We start from the raw sequence: 21220 nt of genomic DNA, 5'->3' as shown, positions 1-21220 counted from the left end.
GAAGGCGCTTCAGCCTGGCATTCTCCTTCTCCAGATCTTTCAGGCGCTTCGCCTGATCAACCTTCATGCCGCCATACTCCTTGCGCCATCGGTAGTACGTCACCTGCGTCACTCCAAGCTGCCGGACGACTTCGCCAACGCCGACACCCTGCGCCAGCAGGACCTCAGCTTCACGCAACTTCGAAATGATCTCTTCGGGTTTGTAGCGCTTCACGCCCATCATTGCTCTCCTTTGAACTCGCAAATCTTCCACTCAACGTGGCTGCGTTCAAAGGGGCCGGGTCAGGTTCGCGGTATCAAAATCTATGTTCTCAATCGCAGCATCCGCCAGCCCACAAGACCCGACCCCTGCGGAAGTCGCCCAGATGGAAATCCTTAGAGAGCACTTGAGGGAGTCCGACCCCGAATTATCAGACGTTGCAGCCACAAACCCGCAAAACGCAGCGGTTGAGCAACGGTTTGAGGGAGCTTTGTGCACCCGGACGCAATTGCACACACTTATGCTTGGCACCATTCGGGATCAGGGCATGTGGGCTGCAGGTTGGTGGCACGTCTGGGATCGGTTGCGCCGAAACGGCGTTCGGGTCGAACAGGAGGCTGTGAAGTCCATCTATCGCGCCGAAGATATGGTTCGGCTACGCAATCATTCACCTCAGATTGACCCGTCTGTGGTTTCGCAAATGGACGTTGAAGAGGCGAATTCAGCTTGTCGCGGCGGCGCCGGAACCCAAGCGCTGTCCAGCGTTCCAAACCCAACGCCCCGTCCGTGACGTTGTGAATACAATATAGCGCATGATCTGATGGGAAATGCCGGCATCCGTCACGGTCTACTGTGACCCACCCATGTGCGGCGCGATAGAGAAGGAGTCACCCGTAAGTCTGATTATTGCGAACGCGAAGTGCAGTACGACTAAGCAGATCAGCGTGTGTGAATTAGCCTCACTTCTCGCAACCACGCAGAGGAAACGTTATCGCCGCGCGTAGCGAAGTGTAAAACTCGCGCCTTCGCTAAACGCCGCTGTGGGGATGAAGCGATGTATTAGCCATCGACCGCCATTGGTGGCAACGCGGACATAGGACTTGTTGGCTTCCGGCCATAGCTGACTTTCAGCGTAGGGGCCGGGAGCGGATAGAGCTTGGAGCAAAGCTCAAGCTGCTAATGTGGTTTTATGCGAGACCCTCTGAACAACATCCACTCCATTCATTGGTCGACCGAGAAAGTAGCCCTGGCCGAGAGCGCAGCCCAGCGCGTTCATTGCGTCCAGCTGGCACTGCGTTTCAATGCCTTCAGCAACGGTCTCAAGTCCAAGTTCGTGTCCAAGACCAACAACTGAGCGTACAATGGCACCGGACAAGGGGTCATCGTCAGAGCGATTGATGAAGGAGCGATCGATCTTCAGCTTGTCGAATGGAAAACGCTGCAACATCGTGAGAGACGCGTAGCCAGTACCAAAGTCATCCAGGTTGATCTGGACACCTAGCTGCTTCAGCTCATGCAGCTCTTGAAAAGACGCTTCATCCTGCAACACGGCGTTTTCGGTGACCTCGAGCTCCAAGAGCTTCGGCGAAACGTTATGATGTTCGAGTGCCTGCTTGACCTGCTCGAAGACAGTTCCATTGCCAAGTTGACGTGGTGATAAGTTCACGGCAATACGTGCATCGCTGTCCCATGATCGATGTGCTCTAAGTGCGTTGTTGAGCACCCAATCCCCGATGCAAGATATGGCACCGTTCTGCTCGGCCGCTTCAATGATACCAATAGGGGTCAAGTAGTCGCTTTCAGGCCCAGCCCAGCGGATAAGCGCTTCAAAGCTGCAGTCTTTTCCAGTCTTCAGGCAAACGATTGGCTGAAATTGAAGGGCAAGGGTGTCGTCATACGTTTCCCGGGTCACCAACGAGCTGAACAGCTTTGAGCGATCGAGTTCTCTGGCGAGTGCTTTATCAAAGAACTGCGCTTTCGCCCGACCATCCTGTTTGGCGCGGTAGAGCGCAAAGTCAGCTCGCGAGAGAGCATCGTCTAGGCCTTCGTGCTTACTCTCTATTTCGTAGGCGCCGATGCTCACGCTGAAATCGATCGAAATGCCCTCGAACAGCATATCCTCACGCATCCGATCCAAGACGGCCTCAGCCAAACGTCTGGCTTCGTCAGAACCCGCTTGCGGGCCTAGCGAGAGCAAGACCGCAAACTCATCACCACCCAAGCGGGCAACGACATCATCCTGGCGAACGCATCCCTTTAGGCGTTCTGCAACGTTCATGATGACAGCATCACCTGCGCCATGACCGTGATTATCGTTCACGGACTTAAAGCGATCGATGTCGATGAGCATTGCCACTACACGGCCAGGTTGAGCGCTCAGCCGCTCGTACTCGGCGGTAAACTTTGAACGGTTGAGCAATCCTGTCATGCTGTCATGCTCTGATGCGTGCTTGACCTTCTCTTGTGCGAGCACACGCTCCGTTACATCGGAGTGGGTTGCCACCCAACCGCCATCTGGCGTGCCGGTGTGAACGGACGAGATGATCCGCCCGCTTTCAAGCCGAACACCACCTTCCACGGTCTCCCCGCGGGCCAAGCCTTCTCGAAGCTTGCGCAGCATAGTTTCGTAGTCTTCGGTATCGAACCCCTCAAAGCCGTTGCTTCGAGTCTGAGACGCGATGATATCCCTTAGGGAGGCACCCTTCTTGGCAACCTTCGGATCAATCCCGAACAGATCAATGTAGCGCTGGTTCCAAAAGGTTAGACGCGCGTCGCCATCGAAGACGGTGATCGCTTGATCCATCGTCTCCAAGGTGAGGCGAAGCTCGGCTTTGCTCTCGGATGCTGCTCGCTGCGCTTCATTTGTCTTGAGGAGTGAGCCAATGATTTGCTGAAGGTTTGCAATGGCAGCGGCTTGGCAAGCAGAAAGGTTTGGCTCCTTCAGACCAGAGAGGATGAGAGCGCCAACGACATCGGAGCCGCCAAACGGCAGCGGAACACCAAAGGTATGGGGATCAGCGGGAACCGATGCTGGATTAGGTTTCGAGGCATTGTGGGTGATCGTCCTGATGAGATCACCTATGATCGTCTCGTGGAGATGAGACCCCGCCGTTTGGGCGACAACGCAATGTTGCTCGCGTTCAATCCCGACGAGAAAGACGGCGTCGCATCGCACAGTGGCTTGAGCCAATTCAACGATGATCGTTTTATCTGGAAAATCGAGGGGATGTTTGGCCCGCGGCACTTCGTACTGACGTGTACCAATCGATTTCTTGCGTCTCTCATCCATCGCCATGCCTCTTGGCCCAACAAACGCGGCCTACAGAGTGACATGACTATCTTTCAAGAGACTTCAAAGGTTTAGTGAACGCACGGTTACGCAAGAAACCACAGCATCCCGAAGGTTTGCGATCTTACACTGTAAGTGTACGAAATGGGGCTCAGGTCAGTTCTTCAGGCGATAAAACGGCGTTGAGCGCAAATAGAGGCTAGCGTCTGCTCGACGCCCGTTCCGGTCATCCTGGATAGAGCCACGAACGTCTATTTGGTGGCCGAAGGTCTGTCTGCAGACTAAGCATCAACGAAAGGTTGTCCTCCCCCCTAGAACTGGGCGATCACATTGGCCACGAGAGGGGGATTTGGCGTGGTGCGGAAGCGAGACACAGGCGAAGATATCCTGAAGCTACTTCGTGGGATTGAGCTGCAGCTGGTTGCCGTTGATGATCTGCCGTCAGCATGTCGAAGTGTCGAGATTGGCCATGCAACGCAATTCAACTGGCGCAAGCGCTTAGGTGGCATGGGGCGGTCGCAGCTATCAAATGCTCACGGTTCTCGGTGAGTAAACCCGGCAAGCCTTGGCTGTTGTGGTCCGTACCAAGATGGGAGCTGACGATGTCCTTGAAGCGCTTTACCCGCTCCTGCTCAAGCGTGGCTCGCCAGAATACATCCGTTCAGACAAAAAGCCAAAGTTTGCTGCTGGAGCAATGAAGACCTGGCTTTGACGCATCGGCATATCGCTTTTGATCACAAAGCGTCGTAGCGCCGCACCGGTGCAGTACTTGCGCGCTCGATCAACTCCGGACCGGCGCCATCCACGCAAACAACACCTGGCGTTGTACCCCCACCTGTCACCTCCTCGATTGCGACGGATCCCAACTGGCGAAGCGGCATGCGGATCACGGTCAGAGCAGGACGCAGATAGTCAGCGAGCGGGATGTCGTGAACGGCGATCATCGAGAAATCGTCAGGTATGCGCTTGCCCAGATCCTGGAGTGCTGCAGAAACGCCAATGGCCGAAGCCACATTCGCGACAACCACACCGGTAAGTTGCGGATCGCGCCGCAGAAGTTCGCGGATGGCATCAGCGCCCGGCGCAAACTTATTGCCGCCATCAGTGGACCAACCATCCTGCGGCTCGATACCTGCATCTGCGAGCGCGCGCTGCCAGCCATGTTTGCGGTCACCGGAGAAAAGCAATTCATCCGCGACGCCGATGTAACCGATGTGCGTATGACCAAGCGAAAGCAAATGCTCGGTTGCGACGCGACCGGCGGCCTCGTCATCAAGGCGAACGACCCGATTGGTCAGTGGATCGCCCGCTTGCAAAAGTACTGTGGGTACGCCGTGGCGGGCGGCGCGTTCGAGGGTACGGTCGAACCTGGTACCCGCGCCCTGTAGGATGATCCCATCCACGCCGCGACCGGCCACAAGATCCTCTAGGTGGGATTGTCCGCTTGCGCTCTCATTGGCTTCTCCGACGAGAACAGCTTTGCCGTACGCGAGCGCTGCTTCATGCGCACCCGCGATGATTTCTGCGTAAACCGAGCTGGTCAGGTCGTGCACGATGAGCGCAATCACGCCGGTACTGGACGCTTTCAACGAACGCGCGGCGACGTTCGGCGAATAATCCATTTCCTGGATGTGCCGCAGCACGCGGGCTCGGGTTTCCGCGCTTACCCGCAAGGTTTTATCGCCGTTAACGATCCGCGAAACGATAGCCGGTGAGACCCCAGCGGCTTTGGCAATGTCGGCGTTGGTCGCCATTATGAACGTTCCTTTTCGCGCGCGACTGTAGCGGGATGCACCGCATGTTCAAGCCGGTGATCACTTGACCATGATACGGCCTTGCCAAAGTTGGTAAATCGATTTACCTTCCTGCTTATAGCATGTCTCATAAGCCAGATCGGCGCTGGCAGGACGGGTGCAAACATCCGCCTAAAACAACAATCGCCGCGGGAGGGATTTGCGTTGTGACCGCCACGCCTCAAGCGCTTGATGGCATTCGGGTACTCGACTTCACACAGATGATGCTGGGGCCTTTGTGCACGCAGACCCTCGCTGATCTGGGCGCCGATGTTGTGAAGGTCGAACGGCCGGGCGCGGGCGAATGGATGCGCAAAATGCCCATGCTAGGCGAATTCGTCGGCAAAGACTCCGCCGCTTTCCACGCCTTCAATCGCAACAAACGTTCTGTCGCTGTCGACCTCAAACACCCTGAAGGTCGCGCACTGCTGCTTGAGATCGTCCAAGAGTTCGACGTTGTCACCGAAAACTTCCGTGCCGGTGTGATGGACCGCCTTGGCCTTGGCTACGATGACTTCAAGGCCGTCAAGCCGGACATCATCTACGCCTCTGGTTCAGGGTGGGGCCAGCGCTCGGAGATGGCCAAGCAAAACTGGCCGGGGCAAGATCTGCTCATCCAGGCGATGAGCGGCGTGATGTACAATACCGGCAAAGCAGGCGACGAGCCCACAGCCTGCGGAACGCCCATCGCCGATTTTGCCGCCTCACAGGCCATGGTGTCAGGTATTCTCGCCGCCCTTCTTGCCCGTGGTCGCCATGGTGTCGGCCAGCGGGTGGAAGTCGATCTGTATTCGGCTACCCTCAACTTGATGGCGCAAGAGAACTTCGCCGTTCTCAACCAAGGGTTAGAATTGGAGCGATCGGAGGCAGGGATCGCAACGCCTTGGAATGATGCCCCCTACGGGCCGCACCCCACGGCGGATGGTTACATTGCCATCGCCATGTGCCCGCTCGACAAGCTCGCTTCACTGCTTGAAGACCCGCAGATTGCTAACTTGCACGGATTCCGTGACCGAGACGCCTTGAAACGGCGGATCGATGCGCGCACCAAAACCATGACCACGCAGGCTCTGCTGAGCAGGCTGCAGAGCGGCGATGTCTGGTGTGCGCCGGTACGCAATTCGCGCCAGGCCATGGATGAATTGGTCGCCGGGCACTCAGACCTGTTGGTGGAGCTCGATCACCCAGAGGCGGGTGCAGTGAAAGCCATCGCCTGTCCGATCACAATGTCGGGAACGCCGATCGGCGATGCCCAAGCTGCGCCGCGGGTCGGCGAGCACACTCATGAAGTGTTGATTGAGCTACTCGGCGCTGAGCGCCTTGAGATGCTGCGGGTACAGGGGGCCATCGGATGAGCGAAGACCGCATTCATCCCAATTTGGCCGTTTCCCAAGACGGTGCGATCCACACCTTGCGGATCGATCGTGAGGAGGCGTTGGGCGCGCTCAACTTCGAGATCATGGCTGCCCTGGGAAGTTACATTGATGGGCTTGCCGGGAACGAGAGCTGTCGCGTTCTCATCATCACTGGGACCGGCAAAGGATTTGTCGCGGGCGCAGACATCACCGGCTATCACGGTACAACCCAGGCGCAATTTGACGGCTTCCAGCGGCGATCACGCCGGACGTTTGATGCGCTGGCTGCACTGCCCCAAATCACCATCTGCGCGGTCAATGGTTATGCGCTTGGCGGCGGACTGGAGGTGGCTCTCTGCTGCGACCTGATCCTGGTCGCAGAACGCGCAAAACTCGGACTTCCCGAAATCAAACTTGGACTTCTCCCCGGCGGCGGCGGGACACAGCGCCTGCCAAAGCTGGTGGGAGCGATGCGCGCCAAAGAGCTGTTACTGACTGGGCGCATGATGACGGCTCAGGAAGCGGTCGAGTACGGCGCAGCGCTTGAGGTGCTTGAGGCTGAGGCACTGATGTCGCGCGCGCATGAATTGGCAGAGACCCTTGCCGGCAATGCCCCGCTGGCGTTGGCTGAAGGCAAGCGTGTGATTGACGACGGTCTTCAAACGCCGCTCGCTGGCGGGCTAACCTTTGAGCAGCGTGTTCTGGGCGCTTTGTACGCCACCAACGACGCCAAAGAAGGCATCGATGCCTTCGTCGAAAAACGCGATCCAATGTGGACCGGGAGTTAAGCGAACGATGAGTGAAACCAGTGTGATCAGCTACCGGAACGGGCCGTTTGCAACCGTCTCCATGGGACTACCTGGCGACCATGAAGGTAAGACGGCGACGCGGGTCTTCTTCGTCAAAGGCGCTGACAAGCTGGCACTCATCGATAGCGGCCTGTATGCCGGGTACCCCTCGCTTGAGCGCGGGTTCGAAGAGCTCGGCTATGCGAAGCAGGACCTCGACTTGCTGCTCATCACCCATGAGCACATGGATCACGTCGGCAACAATGGTCCGCTCAAGGAACAGACCGGTTGCACGATCATCGGCCACAAGGCCCGTGCTGATCGGGTCGCCGACAACATGCTCAACGCGAAAACGATTGTACACGCGTTTCCTGAAGGTGAACACTTCGACCTGAAGGAAGAATATCTCGATTGGATGGCGCCTAATGAGGGCCCGTTGGACTCGTATGTTGCCGAGGGTGACATCATCGATCTCGGCGGTGGCGTGAAGCTCGAAGTCGTCGAATGTATGGGCCACTCGATGGCGGAAATCGGCTTTTTCGAGCACTCGACCAAGACCCTGGTCATCGCCGATCCGCTGCTGCCGATCTTCAATCCGGTTCTGTATCTCTACGAAGACCCCGCCGTCATGCGCGCGACCTTCGACAAGATAGAAGCCTTCATCAAGCAGCGCGACGTCCAGACCGTGGTGCTCGCCCATGAAGAGCCACGAACGGGCGAAGGAACCTTCGAGCTGATCGAAAGCGCACGGGCGCGTGTCGATGGCATCGAAGACAGCATGATCCGCACCATCAAGGCTCAGCCGGGCATTGGCTTTGCCGCGCTGCGCGATGCGGTTTGCGATGAATTCGACAAGGTTCGCGAATGGCGCGCGTTGGTGTCCATTGATGCAAGCCTGAAAGCATTTGAGGCGGCCGGCACAATCCGCCGCCAAGGCAATGGCTGGGCCTATGAAGGCTGACGCGCTCCCTCGCTGCGCTGTCCTTGGTTCGGGCACCATGGGTGCCCAGGTCGCCCTGTCGTTAGCACTCGGTGGCGCGTCGGTCAGCCTATGGGGGCGTCGTGCTGAGGGGCTTGAAGATGCGCGTGCGCGGGTCGACGAAGCGTTTGAGTTTCTCGCAAACAGCGGATTGGCCGATATCAACGAGAAGGCGGGCGTCCTGGGACGCGTGACATTTGAACGTAACATGTCGGACGCTGTTTCGAGCGCGGGTTTTGTCATCGAGGCTGTTGCCGAAGAGCTGCATGTCAAACAGACAGTGCTACAAGCGGCCGAAGCGCATGTTGGGCTGGACGCGATCCTGTCATCGACCACATCCGCGCTGAGCCCAACAGCCGTTCAATCCGCGCTGAAGTGCCCAACAGCTTTCTGCGTCGCGCACTACGCCCAGCCTGCGCATTTGGTGGCGCTGGTGGAAGTTGTCCCAGGCGAGCAAACGGCTGCGAAAACGACGCAGTTTGTCACGCAGCTTCTCGAGGCCACCGGCAAGACGCCGGTCCTTTGCCCGGACATTCCGGGGTTTCTTTGGGCCCGCATTCAACATGCCGTCCTAAGAGAGTTCGCCAGCCTGGTCGGGAAGGGCTTGGTAACGCCCGGAGCGTGCGACACGATCCTCAAGCAAGGCTACGCCGCTCGGCTCCCGGCGATGGGTGCATTTGAACATGCAGACCTGGCCGGCCTTGATCTGTTGAACGGCGCCGCGGCCAAAGCCGTTTGGGCCGATCTCTCAACCGTAGGTGATCCCGATGACACGCCGGTCGGCGCGCTGTTTCGCGACGGTAAACTTGGCATGAAAAGCGGCGCAGGCTTCTACGACTGGAAAGCACGGGATGCCGAAGCGTTCAAAAGGGCGCGGGACGAGGAAATCGTTCGGCGCGTGAAAATCCAAAAAGGGGCGGACGTCACGCTGGCGCAGCGATGAGGTTCGTCTCCACGGAAGAAACGTGCGCAGGCACGGATGGTGGAAGGCACGCATGAGCGGAGTTCAACTGACCAAAGTCAGCAAGTCCTACGGGCCGGTCAACATTATACCTTCGCTCGATCTCGACTTTGAAGAGGGCGAGTTCGTGGTGATTGTCGGCCCTTCCGGCTGCGGGAAATCCACGACGTTGCGCATGATCGCTGGTCTCGAGCCTGTTTCGGGCGGCTCGATATACATTGCCGGAAAAGATGTCACTTGGGCTGTACCCAAAGAACGCGACATCGCGATGGTCTTTCAGTCCTACGCGCTCTACCCGCACATGAATGTCGCAGGGAACATGTCGTTTGCCTTGAGGCTGGCAGGCCGTCCTAAAGCCGAAGTCGAAGAACGGGTGAACGCGGCGGCTCAAATGCTTGAGCTGACCGACTATTTGCACCGCAAGCCAAAAGACCTGTCAGGCGGCCAACGCCAACGTGTCGCGATGGGCCGCGCCATTGTACGCGATGCCTACTGCTTTCTGTTCGACGAGCCCTTGTCCAACCTCGATGCCAAGCTGCGTTCGACGATGCGGACTGAGCTGGCGATCCTGCACAAGAAGCTCGAGCGGACCATGGTCTATGTGACTCACGATCAGATTGAAGCCATGACGATGGCTGATCGCATCGTGATCATGGATCAGGGTATCGTTCAGCAAGTGGGCAGTCCTCGCGAGGTGTATAACAGTCCGGTGAACCGGTTCGTCGCCGGCTTTATCGGATCGCCTTCCATGAACTTTCTCGACGGAGAAGTCATTGATGATGGGGGCCTGCATGTACGCGGCGAAGGCTTCGATCTGCCGCTCCCAGAAGCACTGGCAAGCGCTGCCCAACGGGCTGCGTCCCGCGCGGTAACGGTCGGCCTGAGGCCAGAACACTTCTCAATGGATGGGGCTGGCGGCACCCAGGAATCCCAGTTTGCCCCAGTCGAGCTGGACGTTGCGGTCGCCGAATACATCGGGTCCAGCCAGTTCCTCGCCGCAAGCATTGCCGGCAAGCACGTTACAGCGGCCATCGAAGTTGGCCCCGATAGCGCGCCTCTGACCAGCGGTGCGTACCGCTTTGATACGTCACGACTCTACCTGTTCGACCGGGAATCCGGCGAAGCAATCAACTGAAGAACCAAAACCAACGACCATCAAGGGAGGAACCAAAGATGGCAACAACTGCACTGAAAACAACCGCGATGGCGGGCCTGACGGCGTTGCTGATGTCGACGTCGGCAGCGCTTGCCAACCCGTATGCGGAGTATGAAGGCACCACGATCGTCGTCAGCTGGCCCGCGCTTGCGCACTTCAACGCGGCAGAGGAACTCGTTGAAGAGTTCATGGAAGAGACCGGCATCAACGTTGAGATCGATGCACTGCAATACCTCGCACTACGCGACCGGCAGCTATTGGAAATGTCCAAGCCCGAGGGCGACTACGATGTCGTCAGCTGGGTCGTCATGTGGAAGGGCGAATATGTCAACAAGGGCCTGCTGACGCCGCTTTCGCAGTTCTTCACGGACGCAAGTCTTGTTGATCCGATGTATGACATCGACGACATTGCCGACGCTTATTTGCAAAATGGCGGCGTCGTCGGTGGCGACCTGGGTTATCTGCCCGGCCCCTCGGGCGCTCTGTACGGCATCCCGTTTGGCGCAGAAACCTCTATCCTGGCGTATCGCAAGGACATTTTTGAAGAGCAGGGCATCGAAGTCCCCGAAACGTACGATGAGCTGCGGGATGTGATGACCCAGCTGCACGAGGCGGGCATTCCCGCACTAACATCGCGTGGGCAGACCGGGCACCAGGTCACGGCGGCTTGGCTTTTCCACCTGGCGCCCCTTGGTGGTCGGGTCTTTGACGACCAATGGAATCCGGTTGTGAACTCGCCCGAAGCTGTTGAGGCTGCAGAGTTCCTGCGCCACGTCGCAAATACCGGACCGATCGGCATCCCAACCTTCGGCTTCGGCGAAGCCGCAGCCGCCTTCCTTCAGGGCGAGGCTGCGATGCACCTCGACTCCCTGAAGATCGCTGCGATGTCACGCAATCCTGATCTGTCCACAATTGATGGCAAAGTCGGTTATGCCCTGCATCCGGTTGGTACGCGCTGCGGCGCAGAAACCGGCGGCTTTGCCATGGGTATCCCGGCCAACGCGCCTAACCCGGAAGCGGCCTTCCTGTTCATTCAGTATATGACCTCCAAGCAGGGCGACCAGCGCATGGTTGAGCTTGGTGGCGATCCGGTGCGCATCTCTACCCTGACGAACAACACCGAGGGCTTTGACGACTACCCGGTGGTTGCCGAGCAGCTGCCCTGCGCTGATCCAAACTGGCGCCCGCTAATCCCTGAGTGGAATGAGCTGAACATCGATGTGCTCGGTCAGGCTCTAACGCAGGTCATCACCACCGATGATCCGATCCAGCCGATCATGGATGCTGCCAACGAGCAGATCCGCGAGATCATGGAGCGCGAGGGCTACTACATCTGGGCCGAGCACCGCGGCCAGTAGTTACGCGTGAATTGCGCGGGGGCGGCGTCCTAGCTGCCCCTGCCCTGTCTCCCCTCGTCTGGAAAGCTCCATGAGCGACGTCACGATCCACGCGCCCACATCGGCCAAGCCGTCACCGTTCAGTGCACGGTCGCTGAGCCCGTACTTCTTCATTTTGCCTGCGGTCGCGGTGATGTTTGCAGGCCTGGTGTATCCGGTCATTCAGTCGTTTTACCTGGCGTTTTTCGATTGGCGCATCGGGACCGACATGGACGACGCACCGTTTGTGGGCATGGAGAACTTCGTCCGGATGCTTACCGACGAAGGCGTGCGCGAGTCCCTTTGGGTGACCATGCGCTTTGGCTTCTGGACCATTACAATCGAGATGTTTCTGGGCGTGTCGCTGGCGCTGCTGCTGGAAAAACCGATCCGTGGCGCATCCATCTTCCGCACGATCTTTATCTTGCCGCTCATGGTCTCACCGGTGGTGGTTGGCCTGATCTGGCGTTACCTGTTCGACGCACGCATCGGCTGGATCAACTACTATCTGGGTTATCTCGGCATCGAGCCACAGGTCTGGCTGGGTGATGCGGACCTGGCATTCTTTGCCATGGTTTTCACCGACATCTGGCAGTGGACACCGTTCATCTTTATTATTGTCATCGCTGGCTTGCAGGCGCTTCCCTCTGAGGTGATGGAAGCGAGCAAAATCGATGGCGCCAACTGGTGGCAGCACATCCTGTTTGTGAAGCTACCGATGATCAAATCGATCTTGATCATCGCGCTGTTGTTGCGTCTGATCGACGTGTTCCGCGCTTTGGAAGTTATGTTCATCATGACCGGTGGCGGACCTGGCAGGGCGACTGAGGTACTCTCGCTGCACATCTACAATCGCGCCTTCACCACACAGCAGCTTGGTTATGCGTCCGCGATTGCAGTGCTGCTGATCGTGATCGTCTCCCTGCTCAGCCTGGCGATCCTGAAGATGGGCAACCCGATGAAAGACAAGGCGGACATCTGATGGCTGGCAAGCGTATCAACAGTCCGTGGGGTGTTGTGGGTCATTATGCGGCGCTCATCGTTCTGGCGCTGATCACACTCGCACCGATTTGGGTGATGATTGCCACAGGCTTCAAGCCAGATGTGGTGGTCCAGAGCCGGGACCCGGTCTGGTTTTTCTTCGTACCCACCCTCGACAATTATGAATTCATTCTCACCCGTGGGCGTTTCGACACCTATCTGGTGAACTCGATCATTGTTGGAACTCTGTCCACGGTGTTCACGCTGACCTTCGGCGGGTTGTGCGCCTACGCCTTGGCACGGACCGAGTTCCACGGTCGCGTTTTTGTTGCGAACACAACGCTTCTTGTCCGGATGGTCCCACCGGCGGTTCTTGCCGTGCCCGCTTTCGCGATGGTCATCCAGTTTAACCTCGACAATGATTTGGCGGTGCTGGTCTTCTTCTACACAGCGCTCAACCTGCCGTTCGCGATCTGGCTGCTGTTCGGCTTTTACAAGCAGATCCCGGTTGAGCTCGAGGAAGCGGCGATCGTCGATGGCGCCACACCGCTGCAGGTTTTCTACAAAGTCCTGCTTCCGCTGATGACATCAGGCTACGCGGTTGCCGGCATCTTCACCTTCCGGATCGCATGGAACGAGTTCATCCTCGCCCTATTGCTGACGAGCCGTTCGACGCGGACGCTGCCTGTCGGTGCAGCGGGGTTCATCACCGATACCGGCGTCGAGTGGGGTCGGATCATGGCGATGGGGACGCTCATCGTTATCCCGCCGCTTCTGTTCACATTCTTTGCCGCCCGGCAGATCATTGCGGGCATGACCGCAGGCGCCGTCAAAGGCTGACCCCTGCCTAAGCCCCAAACGTAAAGGGAACGACCATGCTTCGCAGCACCGACCACATTCTAACCACCCATGTGGGTAGCCTGCCGCGACCGCACGATCTGCTTGATGTTCTGAAAGCCCGGCTTGATGGGGAGCCTGTCGATCAGGCGGCTTACGACGCCAAGATCGCCGATGCGGTGGATCGGATGGTGCAGCAGCAGGTCGAGGCGGGGATCGACATTGTGGCTGACGGTGAGATGAGCAAGCCGGGCCACGCGATCTACATCGAAGAACGGCTATCAGGCTATGAGCAGCGGCCCGGCCATGACACAGGCTACTACGCCGCCGAAAAGGCCGCGTTCCCCGAATACTACGAGGACTATTTCGCCCGAGCCCATCTGGGCGGCGCGATCGCTCCGGCCCATCCTGTCGCCTGTGTGGGACCGGTGGACTATGTCGGCCTCGATGCGCTTCAGGCGGACCTTCGGAACCTGCGCGCTTCGTGCGACAAGCACGGCGTCACCGAAGCTTTCATGCCCTGTGCGGCGGTCACGGGCGTGGGCTTCAATGAGTATTACGACAGCCAGGAAGCCTACATGTACGCCGTCGCCGATGCGCTGGCGGTGGAATACAACGCCATCATCGATGCGGGCTTTCTTCTTCAGGTCGATGATCCGTTCCTGCCGCACATCTATATGGACACATCGCTCGACGAGGCTGCGCGCCTCGCCAAAGCCAACCTGTTCGTCGAGACGGTCAACCACTCCATCAAGGGCATCCCGGCGGAGAAGATCCGCTACCACACCTGCTACGGCATCAATCAGGGGCCCCGGGTCTATGAGCCCGATCTGCCGATGATGATCAACGAGGTGCTCAAGGTGAATGCGGCCTGCTTCTCGTTTGAGGCGGGCAATCCGCGACACGAGCACGAGTACCATCTGTGGGAGTATGTGAAGCTGCCTGAAGACCGGCTGATCGCGCCGGGGGTGATCACCCATGCGACCAGTGTTGTTGAGCATCCCGACTATATTGCCGAGCGCATCGTGCGCTTCGCTGACCGGGTCGGTCGCGAGAACGTGCTTGCGAGTACCGATTGCGGTTTCTCCAGCCAGGCGATCTACAAGACCGAGGTTGAGAACCGCGTCGTCTGGGCAAAGCTCAAGTCGCTGGCAGACGGCGCACGGATCGCGTCGGAAAAGCTGTGGTAGTTTTGCGGCGCGTTCTGGTAACCGGCGCGACGGCCGGTATCGGCGAGGCAATCGCCGAAAGGCTAGCATCGGAGGGCTATGAGGTAACCGCAGTGGGTCGCCGCGCCGAGCGCCTTCAGGCTCTCGCGAGACGATCAGGCGTTCAACCGGCGCCTGGCGACGTTACCGACGCCGCACGCATGCAGCAGATCGTGGCGCAAGCGCAGCCGGAAATCCTGATCAACAATGCGGGCATTGGCCTGGCCATTTCCGGTCTGGACGCGGCGGACGCCGGTGGTATCGCTCGCTCCGTTGCGACCAATGTAACGGCGCCGATCCAGATAACGCAGATGGTGCTCCCGGCTATGAAGGCTGCGGGCCGAGGTCATATCGTAAATGTGGGGTCAATCGCTGGTCTGCACACGCTGCAATCGGCGCTCTACGGCGCAGGTAAAGCGGCAGTCCACCGCTTCTCGCAGAATTTAAGACATGAGCTTGTTGGCACTGGCGTCCGGGTGACGGAGCTCTGCCCAGGTCGGGTGGAGAGCGAGTTCTATGATGCCAAAACCGGCAACATCGAGAACAATTCCCTCAGTTCGGTTGGCTACAAAGCGCTGTCTCCGCTCGATATCGCCGACGCGGTCCTCTACGCGTTGTCTGTGCCGGATCATGTGAACATCACCACCCTGGAAATCCTGCCGACAGGGCAAGCGGTTGGCGGCGTGAAAGTGGCGGAAATCCCATGACAGGTCGATTGGAAGGACTGACGGCGCTGATCACGGGCGCCGGCGATGGGATTGGCCTTGCCTCCGCGGAGCTTTTCGCGCGCGAAGGCGCTCACGTCTTGTGTGCTGACATCATCGCGGATCGCGCCAATGCAGCAGCATCCAGGCTGCGGGACGCGGGTGGGCAATCGACCGCGTTGGTCGGCGATGTCTCCGATGAGGCAAGCGTCGAAGCCATGGTCAGCGAAGGCATCAAAGCCACCGGGCGAATTGATGTGCTGTTCAACAACGCCGGCGGCGGCTCTGGCCGCGATGGCTCAGTTGTTGATCTCGATCTGGACGAGTTCTGGCGGACCATCCGCGTTGATCTGTTCGGGACACTACTGTGCTGCCGAAAGGTCATCCCGCACATGGTGCAAGCCCAGGGTGGTTCGATCATCAATATTTCGTCGTTGCGGGCGCTGGTTGGGACCGCTGGCGCGGATGCCTATACCGCGTCAAAGGGCGGTGTGGCCTCGCTCACGCGTGCGATGGCGCTGCAATGGGCCAAGCATGGCATCCGCGTGAACGCGCTGGCGCCTGGTGTTGTGCTGACCGACCGCGTCGCCGCGCTCATTAAGCCCGATAATCCGATCTACCAGAAGATGCTGTTGGGGCCGTGCAAACCGGAAGATGTTGCGGAGCTAGCCTGCTATCTCGCTTCGCCCGCATCGTCAAAGATGACGGGCACCGTCCTACCGTTGGATGCTGGAGCAACGGCCTACTAAGCGAACGCGTCTTCTGGCTTGATCAACACTTTGCCCACGGCGCCGCCGGACGCCATCAGTTCACACGCTTCGAGCGTTTGGCTGACGGGAAACTGCCCCGCGATAATCGCGTCAAAATTGACCGAACCGCCAACGATCAAATCAACCGCATGGTCAAATTCACGGGTGAATAAAATGCTGCCCACGCAGTTGATCTCTTTCAGCGCATTCAGGTGCAGATTGATGGGCACATCGGTCGGTTGGATTAGCGACAAGACGCCGACGGTGCCTTGCTTACGGCAGGCCTCGAGCGCCTGATTATAGCCGTGCGGCGAGCCGCTTGCCTCGATCACCACATCGTAGGTGTTCGAAAGGCCTGTAAGATCGTCGGTGGCAACAACGAAGCCAGAGCGCGCCCCAACCTGCTTGGCGGCTTGCACCGCCTCACGCTTCACGTCGGTCACATCAATATGCGCGCCCTTCGCCACGCAGGCAATGACGGCCAAGAGCCCCATCGGACCGCAGCCCGTCACCAACACCTTCATCCCCGCGGCGACTTCCGCCTTGTTGACGCAGTGCATGGCGCAGGCCAGCGGCTCGGCAAATGTCAGATGGTCAGGATTGATGGATGAGGCCACGGGCCTCAGGCAACGCGCCGGGAAATCGAAATACTCACGAAAGAAGCCATCAATATGCGGCTTGGTTGTCGCGGATCCGGGGAACTTCTTGTCCGGGCACATGTTGATATCGCCCCGTCTCGCCTCCGGACTGGACCCGAACGTGATCACCGGATTGATCGCAACCAATTGCCCGACCTCGAAGTCGTGACCATTGGCGTTTTCAACATAGGCGCAAGCCTCGTGTCCTAAAGTTACCGGATAATCGAGGAAAAAGCCGGCGTTCGCGAAGTGCCGGAAGTAATGCATATCGGTTCCGCAGATGCTGGCGGTCGCAAGCCTTAAGCGAACCCACCCTTCTTCGATGGCCTCCGGCATGTCGGACTGGCGGATATCAATGGTGCGGGCAGCGGTGAGGAGTGATTGGGTATAGCTCATGGCTAGAATCCGATCGCGTAGCCGCCATCGACAGGAAGTGCGGTCCCGTTGATGTAAGCGGATGCATCGCTCGCCAGAAAATGCACGGCATCGGCCACGTTCTCAGGCGTGCCAAACTGGTGTGTTGGGATGCGCCCCTCGATCTTTTCGCGGCGTGCCGGATCCTTGGCGAGAACGGCGCGCGTCATGTCGGTATCGATGAAACCGGGGCATACGGCATTGCAGCGGATACCGCGCGCGGCGCCGTCGACCGCCACTGAACGCGTTAGGCCGATGACCGCTGTCTTTGCCGTTACGTAGGCCGCGGCGGAGGGGAGCGCCATCAAGCCGCCCATCGACGAAATGTTCACGATGGCTCCCCCGCGGTCCTTATTCAGATCGCAGAAGCGGCCGCAGGCGCGAAACATCGCCTTGACATTGATGTCGAGCACCCGGTCCAGCGCGTCTGCCTCAACCTCCCACGCGGGCAACTTGAGATGTACGCCGGCATTGTTGACGAGTGCATCAATGCCGCCTGTGCGGGCATGTATCGTGTCCAGATAGCTCACATCCGCCCAGTTGCTGAGATCGTGCTCATGCCAGGTCAAACGGTCATGAGCTAGGCTATCAAGTTCGCCTCGCGTACGCGCCACAACGGTCACGGCGAAGCCATTGTCTAAAAAGCAACGCGTCTGCGCCAAGCCCAAGCCTTTGTTTCCGCCGGTGATCACAACAGATTTCATGCGTAGGCATCCTGCTTGTGATGCTTGCGATACAGCGCATTGATGGCATCAAGCATGTGCTGAAGAGCCTGATCCTTCAAGAAGAAGTCGGGAAACAGGTCGCAGACGTCATCCACGAATTCGAGAAACCAGGGATCGCGAGGGCGTGTCCAGGCGTTTTCCATTGCGGGGAAACCGCCGTTCAGGAAACCTCGAAAAGCCGGATGGTTTTTGTTTTCGAGCCACGCGGCTCTATGAGCAGGCTGGCCATCATTATCGATGTAAATGCCAGACTGAACAGCCCGGCTTGCCACCCAAGCGGCAAAGGCCTTTGCGGCAGACTGTTGATACGACTGCGATGAAACGCCCAGCCCCGCACCGCCCAATATGCCCCGCACGGGAAATCCCTGCCTCGCGATGGGTAGTTCGCCGAAGGTGAGCGCGTGCGCGCGGAACCCCGGACGCGCATAGTTGATGTAGCCAAAAAGGCAGGGCGCGTAAGCAAACTCATCGGTGGTGGCCATCAATTCGAGCACGTCGATAGGGTTCCAGTTGATCGCGTCTGCCGGTCCGAGCTTGTAAAGCGCTTTGAGAATACCGAGCGCAACCAATCCATTAGCCTTGCTGATGAATTCAGTGTCGCTCTTTGGCAGGTCAATCTCGCCCATGCTGGCGACAAGTGTCAGCATCATATCAAAGGCATCAATGGGCAGCAGAGGCGTGATGAGCCGAAAACCGCGCGGCGAGGCCGAAAAGACTTTGTCCCAGGAAGGCAAGGGTCTTGGTGAAAGGTCCTCGCGCGACGCGGCCATCTGGCACGCGCCGTCTATCGGCAGCGCCCAAAGCTTGTTGTTCCAAATATAGCTCTCAAGGCTACCGCCCAGCGATGAAAGGGTTGCATCGTTCGGCTTAGGCAGCGCAGCCAGCGACCCGGTCTCGGCGATTTGGCCAACATGTGGATGGTCGAGCACGATGAGATCATAGTTGCGCGCAAGTTCGTCGATCGGAGCATCGGCGAAGGCTTGCAAACTCCTTCGTTCCCACTGAACCACGACCCCGTTGTTACGTGCGTACTCCGTGCTCGCAGCGACCAGGCTGGAATAGGCCCGGGGGTGGTCCCACGTCACGCCCTTCAGAAGGGTGATTGATGTCTCGCTGGTGTGCTCGTGGAACATGTTCGCACGTCAGAGGTTGGAATGGTAAATCGATTTACCATGCTATTTGGCAGCCTTCAACCGATCAGTGTTGTGGTGGATGCTCATTTTCCGGTGCCGTCTTTTGCTCTTGTGCGCAGTCTACGGCGGTGGTCGGTCGCAGCGGTACTTAGCGAAACGGGCCGTGTTCCGTTTTGGCGACTGAGTGGAACCTCGATTGTTGCGCGAACACTGTCGGCTCCCGGCTGAAGATTACCTATGAATTGACGGCCGCTTTGGTCCGCATAGCTGCCCTTCCCGGCGTTCCAGAAAACCATGACCCAAAACACGCGTGCCAAAAAGGTGGGGTTTTGGAATGGTTCGCGGTCTAGCGAGTGTCTTCTCTGACCCTCAAACTCAAATGCTGCATTTTGCACGTGATCTCTGTTACGCTTCCATGATTGGATTTGGAGAAGCCTATGGATGGTCAGCATCCAAACGCTGAACACGCATATACCCGCAAGCAATGGGCACTGGCGGTCAATCTATCAGCTGTTCTTGGGTGGCTGGTGGTAGCGACAGCTAGTTCCGCTGGAGTGCTTCATGGCGGGCTTTCCCAATTCTTCGCCATAATGATTTGGGCCGCTGCAATAGGCCTTCCAATTGCGTTCCTTGCGAGCTGGCTTATTTCGGCACCGATACTTAAGAAACAAATGCAAAGAAATATTTTGTGGGTTCAAGCTGCATTCTGGGGAGCGGTAATCACGTCTCTAATAGCTCTTGCATTCATTTCAATCGGGCGGCTCAAAGGCTGGATACAGTCGTTGGACCCCAATTCATTCTCTCAATTCGGTGGTGGCGACAAGGTTCGAGAGATTGATGGCATCTTGACTTCATATGGTTGGCTAATACTTGCTAAAAACAATTCATTGTTCGTTTTGGCTGGAGTTGTCATCGCCCTTGTTGTTCGATTAGCGATTGGACCAGGACGCCGGGTCTCTTAAGCGGTTGGTGACACTGGCACAGCGGCAGCGAAGGCTTACTTTATCGTACAGCCGCCGTTCACTACGTGCCAAAAACACCGTTCCAAAAACGACCGTTTTTGGAGTTTCCAAAAAGGTGCGGTTTTGGAACGTTTTACAGCGTAGCGAACGGCAGCAACGAGCGCAAAGTTACGGGCTAATGATCTGCAGGCTAGGATACTTCTGACCTGAGACCTTTTTCTTCATATTTTTGGGATCAGGGCACGCTAGGAAAACAATCAGCAAGATGATAGCAATCCAGTTACGTTATGGTTCCCTTTGGAGCGAAATATGATAACCATTGCTGAGGTCGACGCAGATTTTTTTGATGATTACAAAAAAGGCCCCCGTCGGATTTATTTATCGTTCGACAAAGAGGGTTGTAGATATCTGATCGAAACACTCGAAAAATATGAAGAAACGGGCAGCAGGGCATCAACAAAATTGATGTCTGAAGCTTGGGGTGTCGGGCCGCTTCCTTCCGATAATTACTATCAGGGAGCCATTGTGCCTGAAATACTGGAGCTAGCACTTATAAAGTGATGCTGAGCTGATGCCGTGCTTCCGGCAAACATCTGTGGTCGGCATGCCTGCCTCTTGTTCTTTGATCATCCCAATGATCTGCTCTTCAGTGAACCGTGATCGCTTCATGCTTCGTCTCCTTATCAGTGATGTGCCCCCGTTAAGTACCTTCGATTTTGGGTAGAGTTTTCTGCGATGATTTCCCTTGGCTGGGATGGAGCAGAAGTGATGACGGCATCGAAGTTCACGGACGCGCAGAAGGCGTTTATTGTGAAGCGTGGCGAAGAAGGCGTGCCGGTTTCGGATATCTGTCGGGAAGCCGGGATCTCGGATGCGACCTATTACAATTGGCGCAAGAAGTACGCGGGTCTGATGCCATCGGAGATGAAGCGGCTGCGCGAGCTGGAACAAGAGAACGCCCGATTGAAGAAGATCGTCGCGGATCTGTCCCTCGATAAGGAGATGCTTCAGGACATCACCAAGCGAAAGCTCTGAGGCCTGCTCGGAAGAAGACGCTGGTCGATGAGATGCGCGCGGATTGGGCTGTCTCCATTCGCCGGGCCTGCTCGGTGATCAGGTTTGACCCCAAGACCTACCGCTTTACGTCTCGCCGACCCGATCAGGCCCCACTGGAACAGCGGATCAAAGAGAT

20 protein-coding genes and 2 pseudogenes are annotated in these 21220 nt (G+C 57.8%); 15 read left to right on the top strand and 7 right to left on the bottom strand.

What is annotated here, in order from left to right; genetic code table 11:
- On the bottom strand, positions 1–220 hold a 220-nt coding region (locus AAF739_17720; protein ID MEM6384507.1), incomplete at its 3' end, for a transposase.
- A 145-nt stretch (positions 221–365) separates the two neighbouring features.
- Between AAF739_17720 and AAF739_17715 the strand changes: the two genes are divergently transcribed.
- Complete coding sequence (locus AAF739_17715; GenBank protein MEM6384506.1) at positions 366–770, top strand: hypothetical protein; 405 nt, start codon at positions 366–368, stop codon at positions 768–770.
- Between the two features lie 378 nt (positions 771–1148).
- Here AAF739_17715 and AAF739_17710 read toward each other — a convergent pair whose 3' ends face one another.
- The gene (locus tag AAF739_17710; protein MEM6384505.1) at positions 1149–3269 is read right to left on the bottom strand and encodes an EAL domain-containing protein; all 2121 of its coding nucleotides are present in this window, start codon (positions 3267–3269) and stop codon (positions 1149–1151) included.
- Positions 3270–4003: 734 nt separating this feature from the next.
- Positions 4004–5023: a LacI family DNA-binding transcriptional regulator gene (locus AAF739_17705; GenBank protein ID MEM6384504.1), complete on the bottom strand. Its 1020-nt coding sequence runs from the start codon at positions 5021–5023 to the stop codon at positions 4004–4006.
- Positions 5024–5229: 206 nt separating this feature from the next.
- On the opposite strand from AAF739_17705, the gene AAF739_17700 reads away from it, so the two are divergent.
- From AAF739_17700 to AAF739_17650, 11 genes are all read left to right on the top strand, one after another.
- Positions 5230–6417 carry a CaiB/BaiF CoA-transferase family protein gene (locus AAF739_17700; GenBank protein MEM6384503.1) on the top strand — a complete coding sequence of 396 codons (1188 nt, stop codon included), beginning with the start codon at positions 5230–5232 and terminating at the stop codon, positions 6415–6417.
- Complete coding sequence (locus AAF739_17695) at positions 6414–7205, top strand: enoyl-CoA hydratase-related protein (protein ID MEM6384502.1); 792 nt, start codon at positions 6414–6416, stop codon at positions 7203–7205. The genes AAF739_17700 and AAF739_17695 overlap by 4 nt, the downstream gene beginning before the upstream one ends.
- A 7-nt stretch (positions 7206–7212) precedes the next feature.
- A complete protein-coding gene (locus tag AAF739_17690; GenBank protein MEM6384501.1) occupies positions 7213–8166 on the top strand; it encodes an MBL fold metallo-hydrolase in 954 nt (317 codons plus the stop codon).
- Positions 8156–9127, top strand: coding sequence for a 3-hydroxyacyl-CoA dehydrogenase family protein (locus AAF739_17685; GenBank protein MEM6384500.1), 972 nt, complete (start codon positions 8156–8158; stop codon positions 9125–9127). The genes AAF739_17690 and AAF739_17685 overlap by 11 nt, the downstream gene beginning before the upstream one ends.
- A 52-nt stretch (positions 9128–9179) precedes the next feature.
- Complete coding sequence (ugpC, locus tag AAF739_17680; GenBank protein MEM6384499.1) at positions 9180–10280, top strand: sn-glycerol-3-phosphate ABC transporter ATP-binding protein UgpC; 1101 nt, start codon at positions 9180–9182, stop codon at positions 10278–10280.
- Positions 10281–10318: 38 nt separating this feature from the next.
- Entirely contained in the window at positions 10319–11659 is a 1341-nt protein-coding gene (locus AAF739_17675) for an extracellular solute-binding protein (protein ID MEM6384498.1), read from the top strand.
- A 70-nt stretch (positions 11660–11729) separates the two neighbouring features.
- Complete coding sequence (locus tag AAF739_17670; GenBank protein MEM6384497.1) at positions 11730–12659, top strand: sugar ABC transporter permease; 930 nt, start codon at positions 11730–11732, stop codon at positions 12657–12659.
- Positions 12659–13498: a carbohydrate ABC transporter permease gene (locus tag AAF739_17665; protein MEM6384496.1), complete on the top strand. Its 840-nt coding sequence runs from the start codon at positions 12659–12661 to the stop codon at positions 13496–13498. The genes AAF739_17670 and AAF739_17665 overlap by 1 nt, the downstream gene beginning before the upstream one ends.
- Before the next feature lie 35 nt (positions 13499–13533).
- The gene (locus tag AAF739_17660; GenBank protein MEM6384495.1) at positions 13534–14685 is read left to right on the top strand and encodes a cobalamin-independent methionine synthase II family protein; all 1152 of its coding nucleotides are present in this window, start codon (positions 13534–13536) and stop codon (positions 14683–14685) included.
- Entirely contained in the window at positions 14679–15410 is a 732-nt protein-coding gene (locus tag AAF739_17655) for an SDR family oxidoreductase (GenBank protein ID MEM6384494.1), read from the top strand. The genes AAF739_17660 and AAF739_17655 overlap by 7 nt, the downstream gene beginning before the upstream one ends.
- On the top strand, positions 15407–16156 hold the full coding sequence (locus AAF739_17650) for an SDR family NAD(P)-dependent oxidoreductase (protein MEM6384493.1): 750 nt from the start codon (positions 15407–15409) through the stop codon (positions 16154–16156). The genes AAF739_17655 and AAF739_17650 overlap by 4 nt, the downstream gene beginning before the upstream one ends.
- On the opposite strand, the gene AAF739_17645 is transcribed toward AAF739_17650, so the two are convergent.
- Genes AAF739_17645 through AAF739_17635 form a run of 3 tightly spaced genes read right to left on the bottom strand, consistent with a single transcriptional unit; the run spans position 16153 to position 19066 of the window.
- Positions 16153–17190, bottom strand: a complete 1038-nt coding sequence (locus AAF739_17645; protein MEM6384492.1) for an alcohol dehydrogenase catalytic domain-containing protein — start codon at positions 17188–17190, stop codon at positions 16153–16155. The two genes, AAF739_17650 and AAF739_17645, sit on opposite strands and share 4 nt — an antisense overlap.
- Before the next feature lie 2 nt (positions 17191–17192).
- Positions 17193–17912, bottom strand: a complete 720-nt coding sequence (locus AAF739_17640; protein MEM6384491.1) for an SDR family NAD(P)-dependent oxidoreductase — start codon at positions 17910–17912, stop codon at positions 17193–17195.
- Positions 17909–19066, bottom strand: a complete 1158-nt coding sequence (locus AAF739_17635; GenBank protein MEM6384490.1) for a hypothetical protein — start codon at positions 19064–19066, stop codon at positions 17909–17911. The genes AAF739_17640 and AAF739_17635 overlap by 4 nt, the downstream gene beginning before the upstream one ends.
- A 437-nt stretch (positions 19067–19503) precedes the next feature.
- Here AAF739_17635 and AAF739_17630 point away from each other — a divergent pair, with 437 nt between their 5' ends.
- Positions 19504–20028 carry a hypothetical protein gene (locus AAF739_17630; GenBank protein MEM6384489.1) on the top strand — a complete coding sequence of 175 codons (525 nt, stop codon included), beginning with the start codon at positions 19504–19506 and terminating at the stop codon, positions 20026–20028.
- A 309-nt stretch (positions 20029–20337) separates the two neighbouring features.
- A complete protein-coding gene (locus AAF739_17625) occupies positions 20338–20589 on the top strand; it encodes a hypothetical protein (GenBank protein MEM6384488.1) in 252 nt (83 codons plus the stop codon).
- Here the strand turns inward: AAF739_17625 and AAF739_17620 are convergent.
- Positions 20578–20697: pseudogene (locus tag AAF739_17620) on the bottom strand (transposase). The gene AAF739_17625 and the pseudogene AAF739_17620 sit on opposite strands and share 12 nt — an antisense overlap.
- Before the next feature lie 99 nt (positions 20698–20796).
- Here AAF739_17620 and AAF739_17615 point away from each other — a divergent pair.
- Positions 20797–21220: pseudogene (locus AAF739_17615) on the top strand (transposase).

The organism is Pseudomonadota bacterium, assembly GCA_039024915.1.
In the GTDB taxonomy this organism is placed as follows: Bacteria; Pseudomonadota; Alphaproteobacteria; order Rhizobiales; family MH13; genus MH13.
This window is presented reverse-complemented; position numbering and strand designations above follow the sequence as displayed.